Below are 14,246 nucleotides of genomic sequence, written 5' to 3' on the forward strand. Positions count from 1 at the left end.
CCTCCTTTAAATAATAATTATATATTAACTCATAAAAGGCATTTTACCAAAGAGACCTTTTTTAGCTCCCTTTTGAAATGATTTCATTTGTTTCATGTTTTTCCTCATCATTTCATATCCTTTAATAAGTTTATTAACATCTTGAATTGTTGAACCTGAACCCTTTGCAATTCTTTTCTTTCTTGAAGAGTTACTAATTACAAGGGAAGGATTCTTTCTTTCCTTTGCTGTCATCGAAAGAATTATAGCCTTAACTTTTTCCATTTGCTTTTGCCCTTGGTCAAAGTCAATTCCTTTTAATTCTTTAGAATTAACACCTGGAATCATCTCCATTAATTTATTTAGTGGTCCAAGTTTTTTCATTTGTTCCATTGCTGTCAAATAATCTTCAAAATTAAGACCTTGGCCCATCATTTTCTTAGTAAAATCAGCTGCTTCTTCTTCATTAATTGCAGATTGTGCTTTTTCAATAAGAGATAATACATCTCCCATCCCTAATATTCTTGATGCCATTCTATCTGGATGGAATACTTCAAAATCATTCATCTTTTCACCAACACCAATAAATTTTATTGGCTTTTCAGTTATAGATCTAATTGAAAGTGCAGCTCCACCTCTTGTATCACCATCTAGTTTAGTTAAAATAACTCCTGATATATCAAGATCATTATTAAAACTTTCTGCAACATTAACTGCATCTTGTCCTGTCATAGAATCTACTACAAGTAAGATTTCTGATGGATTTACAACTTCTTTTACTTCTTTTAATTCTTCCATTAAGCCTTCATCTATATGTAGTCTTCCGGCTGTATCTATAATAACTACGTTATTTCCATTATCTTTTGCATACTTTATACCAGCCTTTGCAATATTAACTGCCTTTTCTTTGTCTCCCATAGAGAAAACTGGTATATCTATTTGTTTTCCCACAACTTGTAATTGCTTAATAGCTGCAGGTCTATAAATATCACATGCTACAAGAAGCGGTTTTTTATTATTCTTTCTAAGATTTAATGCTAGCTTACCACACATTGTAGTTTTACCAGCTCCTTGAAGTCCTACAAGCATTATTACTGTAGTTCCACTGCTTGAATAATTTATTTTACTTTCGCTTCCTCCCATAAGTTCAGTAAGTTCATCGTTAACTATTTTAATTACTTGTTGTCCTGGTGTCAAGCTTTGCAACACATCGCTTCCAACGCATTTTTCTCCAACACTTTTAACAAACTTTTTTACTACTTTATAGTTAACATCAGCTTCTAATAAAGCAAGTTTTACTTCCCTCATAGCTTCTTTAATATCTTTTTCATTAAGCTTACCCTTACCTCTTAATTTCTTAAAGGTATTTTGAAGCTTTTCTGATAATCCCTCAAAAGCCATATTAAACCTCCTATGTTATAAATCTTCTAGTTCTTTCTTTAGCATATCACATTCTTTATCAGAAATAGAATACTTTTTTTTAAAGTTTTTTAGAAGTTTTATAATTTTTTCTTCTCGATTTATACTCTTTTGAAGTAAATTCAATTTACTCTCATAAGTTAAAAGTTGTTTATAACATCTTTTAAGTAAATCATGAATGGCTTGACGACTTGTGTTGTTTAATTCAGCAATTTCAGCTAAGGATAAGTCATCTTCAAAATAAAGTTCCATGATATTTTTTTGCTTTTCAGTTAATAATGGTTTATAAAAATCCATTAATAATGAAATCTCAACCCTATCTTCCATCATATAATCACCTTACCCACAAAAGAGATAATAACAGATATATTTTAAGGTGTCAAGTATTTTTACTTAACACCTTTGAAAATTTTTAAAATAATGCTTCTGCAAAACTTTCTGCATCAAATTTTTGAAGATCATCTATACCTTCACCAACACCAATATATTTAACTGGTATATTAAGAGATTGTTTTATTGATATAACAACTCCACCCTTTGCAGTTCCATCTAATTTTGTTAATATAATTCCATCAATAGGGCAAGCCTCCATAAATTGCTTAGCTTGAATAACTGCATTTTGTCCTGTTGTTCCATCTAAAACAAGAAGAGTTTGCTTTTTAGCCTCTCCATACTCTCTATCTATTATTCTATTTATTTTTGAAAGCTCATTCATTAAGTTTTTCTTATTATGAAGTCTTCCTGCTGTATCACAAATTAAAACATCTACATTTCTAGCTTTTGCAGCTTGAACTGCATCAAAGACAACTGCCGCTGGATCTGAACCTTCATTTTGTTTAACTATATCAACATGTGCTCTTTCGCTCCAAACTTCTAATTGATCAATAGCTGCTGCTCTAAATGTATCAGCCGCTGCAAGTAAAACTTTCTTACCTTCTTGTTTATTTTTAGCTGCAAGTTTTCCTATTGAAGTTGTTTTACCTACACCATTTACCCCAATTACAAGTAAAACTTCTTTTTTGTTTTCTTCATCATTTTCTTCATTATCGCCTTCTAAAAGCATATCTCTTATTACTTCTTTAAGTGCTGGCTTTACCATTTGAGGATCATTTATCTTTTCTTTTCTAATTTTAACTTTCAATCTATCTATAATTTCAATAGTTGTATCCATTCCAATATCTGAAATTATTAATATTTCTTCTAATTCTTCATATAAATCATCATCTATAGTTACAGCTAAATTTAAAGCCTCATTAATTTTATCTTGTAATCCATCTCTAGTTTTACTTAATCCTGTTTTTAATTTTTCAAATAATTTTCCAAACATCTCAAGTCCTCCAATTTTAAATATTTATTTTGTCAAATCAACAGATACAACTTTAGAAATTCCCTTTTCTTCCATTGTGATTCCATACATTATATCACTTACTTCCATAGTTCCTTTTCTATGAGTAATTACTATAAATTGAATATTTTTTTCTGAAAACTTCTTTAAAAATTCTGCATATCTATAAACATTTGCATCATCTAATGCAGCTTCAATTTCATCTAATATACAAAATGGTGTTGGTTTCATCTTTAATATTCCAAAAAGTAATGCTATTGCAGATAATACCTTTTCTCCTCCAGACATTAAATTTATATTTTGAAGTTTCTTTCCTGGAGGCATAACATTTATTTCAATATTACAAGTAAGCTCATCACCTTCTCCTAAAATAAGTTCAGCACTTCCACCTTTAAATAGTTCTCTAAAAGTTTCATTAAAATTTTTATTTAATATTTTAAAATTCTCATTAAATAAAACTTTCATTTTTGATGTCATTTCTGAAATAACAGAAATAAGTTCTTCTTTTGCTTTTTCTAAGTCTTGTTCCTGAGAAGTCATAAAATTATATTTTTCACTAACCTCTTCATATTCTGAAATAGCAGCAAGATTTACTGTTCCAAGGGAAGAAATTCTTCTTTTAATTGAATGTACATTTTCTTTAAAAAGAACTAAATTTTCAATAGGCTTTGCTATTTCTAATGCTTCTTCATAAGTTAGATCAAGTTCTTCATTAAGCTTTTTATAATAATTTTCTATTTCCATTTCACTTTTAGCTTTAAGAATTTCTCTTTTATTAAGTTCTCCCTCTTCTTTGTTTATTATTTCTCTCATTTCTATAATTAAACTATCAATTTTTCTAAACTCTTCTTTAAATTTTATTTTATTTATCTCATCTTCTTTAAATATTTCTTCAAGTATAATTATTCTTTTAGAATTTTCCTCTATAATATTTTTCTTTTCTTCTATTTCTTTTTTACTTCTATTTATATCTTCTAAAGCTTCTTTATTTTCTTTTTTTATTTTTTCAATTTTTAATTCTCCATCTTTAAATTCATTATCTTTTCTTATAATTTCATTTATTTTATTTTGAATATCTGCATCCGCTGAAGCCTTTGCTATTCTTACATCTGTTAATTTTAAGTTATATTCTTTAATATATTCTTTTTCTTTTTCAATAATATTTTCAAGTTCAACGGCTCTTTCTTTATTTAATGAATTTTCATCTGTTAGCTTATTAAGATTATACTCATATTCTTCTAATTTTTTATTTAAAGATAAAATTTCTTCATCTAAAGATTTTTTTTCATCTTGTAATGAATTTAAATTAATATTTAATTTTTTTATTTCATTTTCTAAATTTGATAATTCACTTTTATTAGTAACTATTTCTATCTTTATTTCATGAGCTTTATCAGTATAATTTAGTATTTTTTCATCAATAGTTTTTCTTTCATTTTTTAATTTTTCTAATTCTTTAGAAAGACTTTCTAGTATTTCCTTTTCAATTGAAATTCTTTTTTTAAGATCATCAATTTCTCTTTTTCTACTTAGTATGTTTGAAGCTTTCCCTTTTATACTTCCCCCTGTTAATGCACCACCTGCATTTAAAACTTCCCCTTCTAATGTTACAATTCTATTTTTATAATTAGTAATCTTTGCAATTTTAAAAGCACTCTCCATATTAGTGCATATTAAAGTACGACCTAAAGAATAATCCATGATTTTTGTATACTTACTATCAAATTTGACTATTTCAGATGCAATTCCTAAATATCCATCTATTTCTTTAACTCTATTATCAATAATTATTCTCTTACCATTTATTATGTTAAGAGGAAGAAAGGTTATTCTACCTAACTTATTTTTCTTTAAGTATTCAATTAAATCCTTCGCAACATTCTCAGTGTCAGTAATTACATTTGAAATAGCAGATCCTAAAGAAGTTTCTATTGCAGTTTCATATCCTTTTGGAACTTCAAAAATTTCTCCAAGTACTTCTATTCCTTTTGTATGAGGGGTTAAATTTTTAGAAACACTTTCCATTAGGTTTTTAAGAGACCTATTATATCCTTCATATTGATTTTCAAGACCTTCTAATATTGTCTTATTAGCTTGCAATTTACTTAAAGATATATTTTTAGCCTTTATTTCATTTTCCTTTTTAGAAAAAATATTATTAAGTTTTCCTAAACTTTGCTTATTTGAATAAAGTTTTTCTTTTAAAATTTCAAATTCTTTTTCTTCTGATTCAATTTTTAACTTTAATCCATTAAAACTGGATCTATTTATTTTTATATTACTATCAATATTTTTTAAAGATGAATCTATTCTATCTTTTCTTTCTTCTTTTCCTTTTATATTACTTTTTACTTCAGTTATTTTATTTTTTATATTAGAATTTCCTCTTAATAACTCTAATTCATTATTTTTTAAAGTTTTAAGTTCATATTCTAAATTATTTATTTTTAAATTTAAAGCTTTATTTTTTTCTTCTAATTTTAAAATTTCTTCATTTATATTTTTTTCTTCTTCTTTTTTATTTAACAACTGCTTTTGTAATAGTTCTTTTTCTTTATGTAAATCTGTATTTTTACTATTAATTCCATATTCTTCGAATTTATTTTTTTCTAAAATACTATTTAAATTTTTTATTCTTTCATTAAAAAGTTCAATATCACTTTTAGCCTTTGTTATATCTTCTTTTTTTGTAAAATATTCAAGTTTTTTATCTGTTGTTTTTCTGTCTAACTCTTCAATATTTTCTTCTATATTTTTTAAATCTTCTCTTTTTAATTTTAATTTTTCTTTTTTTAAATTTATTTCTTTTATTCTATTATTTAAATCTTCATTAAAAACATTTAAATCTTTTTCTATATTTTTAATAGTATTTACTATTAAAGAAACTTCTTTCTCCCTTAATTCATTAGATAAATCTTTAAATTTTAATGCTTTTTCCATTTCAATTTTTAAAGGCTCTAATCTTTCTTCATAAGTTGAAATTATATCTCTTATTCTTACTAAATTATCATCTGTATTAGACAACTTTTTTTCTGCTTCATTTTTTCTATACTTATATTTAACAATTCCAGCCGCTTCCTCTAATAAAGCCCTTCTGTCTTCTGCTTTTCCACTAAGTATAGCTTCTATTTTACCTTGTCCAATAAGTGAATATCCTTCTTTACCAATACCTGTATCCATAAAAAGATTTATTATATCTTTAAGTCTACATTTATTATTATTTAATAAGTATTCAGTTTCTCCAGATCTGAAAATTCTCCTAGTTACTTTCACCTCATTATAATCAGTTTTTAAAACTTCATCTGAATTATCTAATGTAATAGATACTTGAGCTAATCCAAGAGGTTTTCTATATTGAGTGCCTGAAAAAATTACATCCTCCATTTTTCCACCTCTAAGAGTTTTTACACTCTGTTCACCAAGAACCCACCTTACAGCATCTGAAATATTACTTTTACCACTACCATTAGGTCCTACAACTGCTGTAACACCTTTTTTAAATTTAAATTCTGTTTTATCAGCAAAGGATTTAAATCCTCTAAGTTCTAAAGATTTTAAAAACAAGCACTCCACTCCCTATTATAAAAATATTGGTATTAAGGTTACTAAAAATACTAAAACTAAAAATATAGCAAGGGCAACTTGCACTTTTTCTCTAGTTTTTTTTCTCAAATAAATCACCTCTAATTTAACGTTATATTAAATATTAACAATAATGGCACAAAACGAGAGTTTCCTCTCGCTTTTATTATATCATTATTTTTTTTTCATATTTTCCTTTAATAATTATAGTTCCTCTATTAATATTGTCTTCTACTTTTACTTTTAAATTATAACCTGCATCTTTAAGTTTATTAAAATATATTTTTTTGTTAGCATAAAGTTTGCTTAGATCTTTATTGTTAATTAAAATAGTACAAACTTCATCTTTACTAATTTCATCTCTTATTTTATCTATAATTAAACTACTTTCAACAAGTTCTCTAAAAGCTGGATGAAATGGTCCATCTACTATATCTTTACCAGTATTTATTGTATCAGTTGGTTGAAGACCTATTCTTATAACATTTACTCTTGCTTCATTAAAGATACTATATATCTCTTTACTTACTTCTACAGCTTTTTCTAATGTATATGGAGTATAATCTCCTCTTAAATACATTTTTTCCATAGGAGTATCTTTTATAACAAGAGATGGATATATTCTTACAATATCAGGTTCCATTTTTAAAGAATCCATTGCACTTTTTATATCCTTTTCTGGATTTGACTTTGGAAGTCCAGGCATTAATTGATGCCCTAAAGTTATTCCATACTCCTTTATAAGTCTTGATGCATTAATAGCATCTAAAACTGTATGTCCTCTTCCAGCAGCTACTAATACCTCATCATCTAAAGATTGTATACCAAGTTCTATTATATCTACGCTATATTCTTTTAAATAACTTAATATATAGTCATTTATGTAATCTGGTCTTGTAGACATTCTAATCTTTTTGACTATTCCTCTATCTTTATAAGCTTTAGCAACTTTTAATAGTTCTCTTTGTTTTTCTTCTCTTATAGCTGTAAAAGTTCCTCCAAAAAAAGATACTTCTATAATTGCGTCTTTATTTTCTATTGTTTCATAATACTCTTCTATAATATTTTTAACCTTTTCAGCATCTACTCTGTCTTTGACACCAGTTATTCTATCTTGATTACAAAATACACAATTATGCGGACATCCCTCATGTGGAACAAATATAGGTATAATGTAATGTTCTTTACTCATCTATTGCCCCCATCCTTTTCAAAGCTTGTTTTGCAGAAGCCTGCTCTGCTTCTTTTTTAGAGTATCCTTCTCCTTCTCCCATACATTCACCATTTATAATTACTTTAGTGAAAAATTTTCTTCTATGAGGTGGACCTTCAAATTTTACTAAATCATATACTATGTTTACTTCACCATTTTTTTGCAAATGTTCTTGAAGCTTTGTTTTAAAATCTAAAATTATTTTATTTTCTATTGCTTTGTTTATTATGTCTTTAAACTGATTTAAAATAAATTCTCTAGTAAACTCTAATCCTTTATCTAAATATATTGCAGCTATTACAGCTTCTACTGCATCAGCTTGTATTGAAGTCCTATTTCTTCCCCCTGTAAGTTCTTCACCTTTACTCATTCTAATAAAACTACCTAAATTTAATTTTTTAGCAATTTCAAATAAAGAATTTTCACAAACTATAAGACTTCTAATCTTAGTTAATTCCCCTTCTGCTTTATCCTTATAATTAATAAATAAATATTCAGTTATACATAATTGTAAAACAGAATCACCTAAAAATTCTAATCTTTCATTATACTCAACGTCCTTATATTGATTTGCAAAAGAACTATGTGTTAACGCCGCTTTTAAATAACTTAGATTAGTGAAACTCACTCCAAGTGAGTTTTCAAACTCTTTCAATTTTAATTTACTCATTTTATACACTCCTCTAAGTTTATTCTTCAGTTTGCTTTAGGTAAACAAATTCAAGAATAAACTATTTAATTTTAAAATATAAAATCCCGCAAAATGAGCGGGATTTTACTACTCTTCAACATGGTTTTTTACGTATTCTACAACATCTCCAACAGTTTTAAATCCCTCAACATCTTCATCTGGAATTTCCATATCTAATTCATCTTCTAATGCCATTATTAATTCTACTATATCTAGTGAATCTGCATTTAAATCATCAATGAAAGATGCATCTGGTGTAACTTCACTAGCATCTATGCTTAACTTTTCTGCTATAATTTCTTGAATTTTTTCAAACATATTATCACCTCCTAATTCCTTCCCTTAGATAATATTATATATTAAATATACAGTCAATATTCTATAATAATAAATTTTAATTATTTTGTCCTATTTCTGCCTTTATTTTTTCTATTACCTTACCATTATGGAATATTATAGTTTGTCTTATTGCGTTTTTAAATGCTCTTTCATCTGAACTTCCATGGGCTTTAATACAAATTCCATCCACACCTAAAAATGGAGCTCCACCAACTTCTTTATAATCAAACTTGACCATAAGAGATTTAAATACTGGTTTAAGTAAAGCTGCTCCTAATTTAGGAATAAATGCTGCTCCCATTATTTCATCTTTAATTATTCCAAGTAGATTTTTTGCAGCTCCCTCATAAAGTTTAAGGGCAGTATTTCCTACGAATCCATCACAAACTAATACATTTGTATCTCCAGTTGGAACTTCTCTAGGTTCAACATTTCCAACAAAATTAAACTTTTCTTCTTTTAAAATCTTATATGTTGTCTTTGTAAGTTCATTACCTTTTTCTTCTTCAGCACCAATATTTATTAATCCAACTGATGGATTTTTTTTATTAAATACACTTTCATAATATATTTTACCCATTTTAGCAAACTGAACAAGATAATTAGGTTTACAATCAACATTAGCACCAGCATCTACTATCATAAAGCTTCCTCGTCTTCCTGGCATAATTGGAGCTAAGGCTGGTCTTTCTACTCCTTTAATTCTACCTACAATAAGAGTACAACCTGCTAAAAATGCTCCTGTGCTTCCAGCTGATATAATTCCATCGCACTCTCCAGATTTAACTAGATTTAAAGCTTTTACAATACTTGAATCTTTTTTTCTTCTAAGAGCCATAACTGGATGTTCATTTGTTGTTATTACTTCATTTGCATCAATTACAGTAATTCTTTCTTTTGGATAACTATATTTATTTAATTCTTTTTCTATTTTATCCTTTGGTCCTGTTATATACATTTCAATATCATTATATTCTTTTACAGCATCAACTACCCCTTTGACTACTGCCATTGGTGCATTATCTCCACCCATTCCATCTATTGCAATTTTCATTTAGCTCACCTCTTTTCTCTATATATAAAGAAAAGAAAGTCATATGACTTTCTTTTATTCTTCTGAAGATGTTACTTCTTTACCCTTATAGTATCCACAGTTTTTGCAAACTCTGTGAGCTAGCTTCATTTCGTGACATTGTGGACATTCAACTATTCCTGGTAAGCTCGCTTTAAAAGTTTGAGCTCTTCTTGAATCTCTCTTTGCTCTATATGTTTTTCTTGCTGGATTTCCCATGCTTACACCTCCTTATTTTCAAGCAGTGCTTTAAGACCTGCTAATCTTACATCTACATCTTCACTATTGCAAGTGCAAGTTTCAATGTTAAGATTTTTACCACACTTGTGACAAAGGCCTTTGCAATTACTACTACAAAGTCTTTTAATCGGTAAGGTTGAAATTATTTCTCTTTCAACAAAATCTGTGATATCTAATTCATCACTCTTTACAAATATTACATCATCATTAGCTGATTCGTCAATATTTGTAAACCTTTCTTCTATTTCAAAATCTATTGGATAGATAAAGGTTTCTAAACATCTTGAACAAGCAATCTTAAGCTCTGTTCTAACGTGTAGGCTAATCACAAGCTCTTTTTCTCTTGAAGAAATAACTCCTTCAACAGAAACCTTTGAAACTGGTTCCATTAATTCGCCTTCAAAGTGAAAATTATCCATATCAAATTGATAGCTAATCTTTTTTTCTCTTTCTTTTCTTGAAAGAAAATCTGAAAATTGTAACTTCATAATTTTAATGCTCTGGATAAAATCCTTATGCTTAAATAAGCACATTATACCAAAATAATTGATATAGCTCGAGCGAAAGCGCTTTTTTCACCCCTTAGCTTAAAATATTTACTGAACAAACACAATTTATTATATAAAGAGGTGTATAAAAAGTCAAGAAATTTTATCAATAATTACTATTTTATTAAATCTAAAGTTTCTTTAGCAATCATTAATTCTTCATTTGTAGGAATAACAAAGGCTTTTACTTTGCAACCATCTTTTGATATTTCTGCAATTTTTCCTCTTACGTTATTCTTTTCTTTATCTATTTCTACTCCTAAGAATTCTAATCCCTTAAGAACATTTTCTCTAGTTTCAATTGAATTTTCTCCAACACCTGCTGTAAATACTATAACGTCAACTCCACCCATAGCTGCAGCATATGCACCTATTTGTTTTCTAACACTATATTCAAATACATCTAATGCAAGTTTAGCTCTATGATTATTATGGTTAAATGCAGCATCTTCAATATCCCTGAAGTCTGAACTTACACCTGAAATTCCTAAAACACCTGATTTTTTATTTAAAATTGTATTTACTTCTTCTGCTGAACAGTTAAGTTCTGACATTAAATATGTTGCTATAGAAGGATCTATATTTCCTGATCTTGTTCCCATAACTACACCTTCAAGAGGAGTAAATCCCATTGAAGTATCAATTGACTTTCCACCCTTAACAGCTGTTAGAGATGCTCCATTTCCTAAATGGCAAGTTATAATTTTTAAATCCTCTATGTTTTTATTCATAGCTTCAGCAACTTTAGCTGAAACATATTTATGTGAAGTTCCGTGGAATCCATATCTTCTTACAGCATTATTTTCATAATACTCATAAGGAATAGCATATGTGAAAGCTTCCTCTGGCATTGTTTGATGGAATGCAGTATCAAAAACAGCTGACATTGGTGTATTTGGCATTAAAGCTTTACAAGCTTCTATTCCTATTATGTTTGCTGGATTATGAAGTGGTGCAAGTTTTACACATTCTTCTAAGTATTTCATAACTTCATCGTTAACTAAAACTGATTCTGAATATTTTTCTCCACCATGAACAACTCTATGTCCAACTGCTGAAATCTCATCCATTGACTTTATAACTCCGTTATTTTCATCAATTAATGCATCTAAAACTAATTTTATTGCATCTTTATGATCATTCATTGGTTGTTTTATTATATATTTATCTCTTCCCTCAACTTTTTGAGTTAAGATTGATCCTTCTATTCCTATTCTTTCAACTAATCCTTGAGCTAATGCTTCTTCATTTTCCATATCTATTAATTGATATTTTAAAGATGAACTTCCACAATTTATTACTAAAATTTTCATTTTTGAAAACTCCCTTCCAACTTCAATGTAAACTTTTTATCAATATTATTTTGTAGATTGAGCTTGAACTGCTGTTAATGCAACAACATTAACTATATCTTCTGAACTACATCCTCTTGATAAGTCATTAATTGGCTTAGCAAATCCTTGACAAACTGGTCCTATAGCTTCTGCATTTGCAAATCTTTGAACTAATTTATATCCAATATTACCTGCTTGTAAATCTGGGAATACTAATACATTAGCCTTACCTGCAACTTTACTATTTGGTGCTTTTTGATCTGCTACTTTTTGAACTATAGCTGCATCTAATTGCATTTCTCCATCTATTTGTAAATCTGGTCTTAATTCTTTAGCTCTTTCTGTTGCTATTCTAACTTTATCAACTAATTCGTGATCTGCACTTCCCATTGTTGAGAATGAAAGCATAGCCACCTTTGGATCCATTTTGCAAAGACTCTTTGCAGTTTCTGCTGTAGCTATTGCTATTGCTGCTAATTGTTCTGATGTTGGGTTTGGGTTAACCGCACAATCTGAGAATAAAAGCATTCCTTCTTCACCATATTTTGATCCAGGTACAAGCATTATAAAGAAACTTGATACTACTGAAACTCCTGGTGCAGTCTTTATTATTTGAAGACCTGGTCTTAAAAGATCTCCTGTTGTATGAACAGCTCCTGAAACCATTCCATCAGCATCATCTAATTTTACCATCATTGTAGCAAAGTAAAGAGGATCTCTAACTATTCTCTCTGCCTTTTCTATTGTCATACCTTTTTTCTTTCTTAATTCATAAAAAGCTTGTATGTACTCATTAAGCTTTGGTGAATCTTCTGGATCTATTATATCTATTCCTTTAAGATCTACCCCTTGCTCTTTACCAGCTTTTAATACATCTTCTTTATTACCAATTAATATTGGTGTTGCTATTCCTTCCTCAACTATTTTCTTAGCTGCTACTACAGTTCTTGCTTCATTACCTTCTGGAAGAACTATTTTCTTTTTATCTGACTTCGCAGCTTCCCATATTTTGTTCATAAGTTCCATGTTCATTTCTCCTTTCAAAGATCCGTGTTTATCTCCACATACTACTATACTCCTAAATACTATTTATTTTCAACCTTTAGGGCTTAAAATTTTTCTTTTTACTTGAATTCATTAGATTTAAAATACTCTTAATTTTCTGAAAATTTATCTCAATCCTTTAAAAGTGCTATTTTTTTTTAATTATGATATACTTATTAATATTATTTTTTTAGGAGGAAATATTCTCATGAATTTAACAGGAATTGTTACTGAATATAATCCATTTCATTTAGGTCATAAATATCACCTTAAAAATTCCATAAAAGATACAAAAACTGATGGTATTGTATGTGTAATGAGTGGAAACTTTATGCAAAGAGGTAATCCTGCAATAATAGATAAATTTAATAGAGCAAAAATAGCTGTTTTAAATGGAGTTGATCTTGTTTTAGAACTTCCACTAGTATATTCTCTGTCCTCTGCTGAGAATTTTGCTTATGGTGGTGTAAAATTACTTAATTCATTAAATTGTATAAATAATATTTACTTTGGAAGTGAAAGTGGAGATATAAATAAATTAATTAATATTGCAAAAATACTACAAAATGAAAGTAATCTTTATAAAAATTTATTAAAAGTTGAATTAAAAAAAGGATTGCCTTTTCATACTGCAAGAATGAATGCATTAAATTCACTAAATGCTAATTTAGATGCAAATAATATTATAGGAAATTCTAATAATATTTTAGCTATTGAATATATTAAGGCATTATTAAAACTAAATAGTAAAATTAAACCATTTACTTTAAAGAGAGAAGGAAGCGATTATAATGATACTTCTTTAAATACTGAATTTTCATCTGCAACTTCTATTAGGGAAACTTTAAAAAATAATTTTAATTTATCATCTATAAAAGATTCTTTACCTATAGAAACTTATAATGAATTTAAAAGATTATATAATGAAAATTATAATTTTGTATTCGAAGAAAAACTTTTTCCTTTTATAAAATATAAACTTTTAACTTGTGGAGAAAGTCTTAATCTTATTAACGATATTTCAGAAGGTTTAGACAATAAAATTTTAAGAGAAATTTTAAATTCTAATTCATTAAATGAATTAATACTAAAATCTAAGAGTAAAAGATATACTTATACTAGAATATGTAGAGTTTTATCTCAATTTTTCATAGGATTTGAAAAATATGATATAAATACTATACAAAATGAGCCTATAAATTATATTAGACCACTTGCTTTTAATAAAAAAGGAGCCAAAATACTTAAAGAAATAAAAAACAATAGTAATCTAACTATATTAACCAAATTTCCTAAAAATATTGAAGATGAAATGTTAAAATTAGATTTGTTAGGTTCAAAAGCCTATTCATTACTTAACACTTCTGTCTCACCTATGGAAGATTATTTTAAAAGCCCATATATTTTATAAAGAATTTAACTTTTTTTTGTGCATATAAA

General features: G+C 27.6%; 13 protein-coding genes. 1 reads left to right on the top strand and 12 read right to left on the bottom strand.

The features are described 5' to 3' along the window. Positions 1-24 precede the first annotated feature (24 nt). From ffh to pta, 12 genes are all read right to left on the bottom strand, one after another. A complete protein-coding gene (ffh, locus tag J2Z53_RS00570; protein WP_209795275.1) occupies positions 25-1,380 on the bottom strand; it encodes a signal recognition particle protein in 1,356 nt (451 codons plus the stop codon). Positions 1,381-1,395: 15 nt separating this feature from the next. Continuing rightward, entirely contained in the window at positions 1,396-1,725 is a 330-nt protein-coding gene (locus J2Z53_RS00575; protein WP_209795276.1) for a putative DNA-binding protein, read from the bottom strand. Between the two features lie 85 nt (positions 1,726-1,810). Further along, entirely contained in the window at positions 1,811-2,725 is a 915-nt protein-coding gene (ftsY, locus tag J2Z53_RS00580; protein ID WP_209795277.1) for a signal recognition particle-docking protein FtsY, read from the bottom strand. A 24-nt stretch (positions 2,726-2,749) separates the two neighbouring features. After that, positions 2,750-6,307 (bottom strand): chromosome segregation protein SMC, encoded by a 3,558-nt coding sequence (smc, locus tag J2Z53_RS00585; protein WP_209795278.1) that lies wholly within the window; start codon positions 6,305-6,307, stop codon positions 2,750-2,752. 184 nt (positions 6,308-6,491) lie between these two features. Continuing rightward, positions 6,492-7,517, bottom strand: a complete 1,026-nt coding sequence (locus J2Z53_RS00590) for an elongator complex protein 3 (RefSeq protein ID WP_209795279.1) — start codon at positions 7,515-7,517, stop codon at positions 6,492-6,494. Further along, positions 7,510-8,208, bottom strand: coding sequence for a ribonuclease III (rnc, locus tag J2Z53_RS00595; RefSeq protein WP_209795280.1), 699 nt, complete (start codon positions 8,206-8,208; stop codon positions 7,510-7,512). Before rnc ends, J2Z53_RS00590 begins: the two co-directional genes overlap by 8 nt. A 108-nt stretch (positions 8,209-8,316) precedes the next feature. Beyond that, complete coding sequence (gene acpP, locus J2Z53_RS00600; protein WP_209795281.1) at positions 8,317-8,547, bottom strand: acyl carrier protein; 231 nt, start codon at positions 8,545-8,547, stop codon at positions 8,317-8,319. 76 nt (positions 8,548-8,623) lie between these two features. Beyond that, entirely contained in the window at positions 8,624-9,622 is a 999-nt protein-coding gene (gene plsX, locus J2Z53_RS00605) for a phosphate acyltransferase PlsX (protein WP_209795282.1), read from the bottom strand. Between the two features lie 54 nt (positions 9,623-9,676). Continuing rightward, positions 9,677-9,859: a 50S ribosomal protein L32 gene (rpmF, locus tag J2Z53_RS00610; protein WP_209795283.1), complete on the bottom strand. Its 183-nt coding sequence runs from the start codon at positions 9,857-9,859 to the stop codon at positions 9,677-9,679. A gap of 2 nt (positions 9,860-9,861) precedes the next feature. After that, a complete protein-coding gene (locus J2Z53_RS00615) occupies positions 9,862-10,368 on the bottom strand; it encodes a YceD family protein (RefSeq protein ID WP_209795284.1) in 507 nt (168 codons plus the stop codon). Between the two features lie 176 nt (positions 10,369-10,544). Continuing rightward, the gene (locus J2Z53_RS00620) at positions 10,545-11,741 is read right to left on the bottom strand and encodes an acetate/propionate family kinase (RefSeq protein WP_209795285.1); all 1,197 of its coding nucleotides are present in this window, start codon (positions 11,739-11,741) and stop codon (positions 10,545-10,547) included. Positions 11,742-11,786: 45 nt separating this feature from the next. Next, positions 11,787-12,788 (bottom strand): phosphate acetyltransferase, encoded by a 1,002-nt coding sequence (pta, locus tag J2Z53_RS00625; protein ID WP_209795286.1) that lies wholly within the window; start codon positions 12,786-12,788, stop codon positions 11,787-11,789. A 226-nt stretch (positions 12,789-13,014) separates the two neighbouring features. Here pta and J2Z53_RS00630 point away from each other — a divergent pair, with 226 nt between their 5' ends. Beyond that, complete coding sequence (locus J2Z53_RS00630) at positions 13,015-14,217, top strand: nucleotidyltransferase (protein WP_209795287.1); 1,203 nt, start codon at positions 13,015-13,017, stop codon at positions 14,215-14,217. The last annotated feature ends 29 nt before the right edge of the window (positions 14,218-14,246 follow it).

This window comes from Clostridium moniliforme (genome assembly GCF_017873235.1).
GTDB lineage: Bacteria > Bacillota > Clostridia > Clostridiales > Clostridiaceae > Clostridium > Clostridium moniliforme.

Coding starts and splice junctions, on each gene's coding strand:
- J2Z53_RS00630 (WP_209795287.1), top strand. CDS start 13,015: ATGAATTTAACAGGAATTGTTACTGAATATAATCCATTTCATTTAGGT.
- acpP (WP_209795281.1), bottom strand. CDS start 8,547: ATGTTTGAAAAAATTCAAGAAATTATAGCAGAAAAGTTAAGCATAGAT.
- pta (WP_209795286.1), bottom strand. CDS start 12,788: ATGGAACTTATGAACAAAATATGGGAAGCTGCGAAGTCAGATAAAAAG.
- J2Z53_RS00590 (WP_209795279.1), bottom strand. CDS start 7,517: ATGAGTAAAGAACATTACATTATACCTATATTTGTTCCACATGAGGGA.
- ffh (WP_209795275.1), bottom strand. CDS start 1,380: ATGGCTTTTGAGGGATTATCAGAAAAGCTTCAAAATACCTTTAAGAAA.
- rnc (WP_209795280.1), bottom strand. CDS start 8,208: ATGAGTAAATTAAAATTGAAAGAGTTTGAAAACTCACTTGGAGTGAGT.
- plsX (WP_209795282.1), bottom strand. CDS start 9,622: ATGAAAATTGCAATAGATGGAATGGGTGGAGATAATGCACCAATGGCA.
- ftsY (WP_209795277.1), bottom strand. CDS start 2,725: ATGTTTGGAAAATTATTTGAAAAATTAAAAACAGGATTAAGTAAAACT.
- J2Z53_RS00620 (WP_209795285.1), bottom strand. CDS start 11,741: ATGAAAATTTTAGTAATAAATTGTGGAAGTTCATCTTTAAAATATCAA.
- J2Z53_RS00615 (WP_209795284.1), bottom strand. CDS start 10,368: ATGAAGTTACAATTTTCAGATTTTCTTTCAAGAAAAGAAAGAGAAAAA.
- J2Z53_RS00575 (WP_209795276.1), bottom strand. CDS start 1,725: ATGGAAGATAGGGTTGAGATTTCATTATTAATGGATTTTTATAAACCA.
- rpmF (WP_209795283.1), bottom strand. CDS start 9,859: ATGGGAAATCCAGCAAGAAAAACATATAGAGCAAAGAGAGATTCAAGA.